We start from the raw sequence: 1,690 nt of genomic DNA on the forward strand, positions 1-1,690 counted from the left end.
ATATATATGTCCTTATTTTACAGATATCAGTGTGCCTCAGATTCATATTCTCTTTACTGATATCTCTGTCATTCAGTTATTAGCTTTTATTGTATTTTTAGGAGCATCTCTTACAGACTTTCTAGATGGTTATCTTGCAAGAAAAAATCATCTTGTCACTACTTTTGGTAAGTTTGTGGATCCTATTGCGGATAAGATGCTTGTAAATTCAGCACTTATTCTTCTTACTTGGAACAATAAGATGTCAGTCATTGCCTTAATCGTTATGCTTTTAAGAGATACTTTCGTGGATGGTGTACGTCTTGTTGCGTCTAGTTCTAATAGAGTTCTTGCTGCTAGTATTTATGGAAAACTTAAGACAGTCACTCAAATGGTGGGTATTTGTCTTCTCTTATTAAATAATCCAATCTTTGCACACTGGGATATCCCATTTGCGAATTATGTCATTAATATCGCAGCATGCGTTTCATTATTATCTGGTATTGATTATTTCTGGAAGAATAGAGATTTAATCATGGAGAGTATGTAATATGGAAGATTTAGTTAGATTGTTGATAAAAAAGAATGTAACAATTTCTAGTGTTGAAAGCTTTACAGTAGGAAATTTTGCGGCAACTCTTGGATCAGTTCCAGGAGTTTCTGCTGTTTATAAGGGAAGTCTTGTCAGTTATCAGACAATTATTAAGCATCAGGTATTAGGTATCCCTCAGGAAGTGATTGATACCTATGGTGTAGTATCGAATGAAGTAGCCGGCCTTATGTGTATCAATGGACAGAAGATGTTTGATACAGACCTTTGTATTTCATTTACAGGTAATGCAGGCCCAGATGCTATGGAAGGCAAGAAGGTCGGTTTGATATATATTGGAATTGCCTATAAGGATGAAGTTCATACATATGAATATGAACTAGAAGGCAGTCGTAAACAGATTGTAGAACAAGCTCTTGCAATCGGAAAAATGAAGATTTCTGAAATTTTGAAGTAATTTACAAATAATTGTCGTATGAATATGTATGGAGGTATATGTTTATGGCGAAGGAAAAGAAAACTGCAGTCAAAGATACTGATGCAGCGTTAGATGATGCAATTAGTCAAATTGAAAAGAAATTTGGTAAAGGGTCTGTTATGCGTCTTGGAGACCGTACAGCAGTGGATGTAGACGTCATCCCTTCAGGCTCTTTAACTCTTGATAAAGCATTAGGTATTGGTGGTTACCCTAAAGGCCGTATTATCGAAATATATGGTCCTGAATCAAGTGGTAAAACAACTCTTACATTACATGCGATTGCCCAGGCACAAAAGCAGGGCGGTAAAGCAGCATTCATTGATGCAGAACATGCCATTGATCCTGTTTATGCAAAGAATTTAGGTGTTGATATTGATGAATTGATTCTTTCACAGCCAGATAGTGGTGAACAGGCATTAGAGATTGCTGAAATGCTGGTGCGTTCTGGTGTGATTGATTTGATTGTTATTGACTCGGTCGCAGCTCTTGTTCCACAGGTGGAATTAGATGGTGAAATGGGAGATGCAGCAGTTGGTTTACAGGCACGTTTGATGAGTAAGGCTTTAAGAAAACTTTCAGGTGTTATGAATAAGACAAACTGTACTGTGATCTTTATTAACCAGCTACGTGAAAAGATTGGGGTTATGTATGGAAATCCAGAAACAACAACAGGTGGTCGTGCC

The 1,690-nt window shown here is 36.9% G+C and carries 3 protein-coding genes; all 3 read left to right on the top strand.

Annotation, left to right across the window (positions count from 1 at the left end):
• On the top strand, nt 1–529 hold a 529-nt coding region (pgsA, locus tag ACT8VG_RS10930; protein WP_444195895.1), incomplete at its 5' end, for a CDP-diacylglycerol--glycerol-3-phosphate 3-phosphatidyltransferase.
• Between the two features lies 1 nt (nt 530).
• Nucleotides 531–986 carry a CinA family protein gene (locus ACT8VG_RS10935; RefSeq protein WP_022424179.1) on the top strand — a complete coding sequence of 152 codons (456 nt, stop codon included), beginning with the start codon at nt 531–533 and terminating at the stop codon, nt 984–986.
• A gap of 38 nt (nt 987–1,024) precedes the next feature.
• Nucleotides 1,025–1,690 (top strand): recombinase RecA (gene recA / locus ACT8VG_RS10940; RefSeq protein ID WP_444195896.1); only part of this gene is annotated, 666 nt, incomplete at its 3' end.

The sequence above is a fragment of the Catenibacterium sp. genome (genome assembly GCF_052354645.1).
Lineage (GTDB): Bacteria > Bacillota_I > Bacilli_A > Erysipelotrichales > Coprobacillaceae > Catenibacterium > Catenibacterium mitsuoka_A.

Bases quoted from the DNA above. Each gene is read 5' to 3' on its own strand.
- ACT8VG_RS10935 (WP_022424179.1), top strand. From the start codon at position 531: ATGGAAGATTTAGTTAGATTGTTGATAAAAAAGAATGTAACAATTTCT.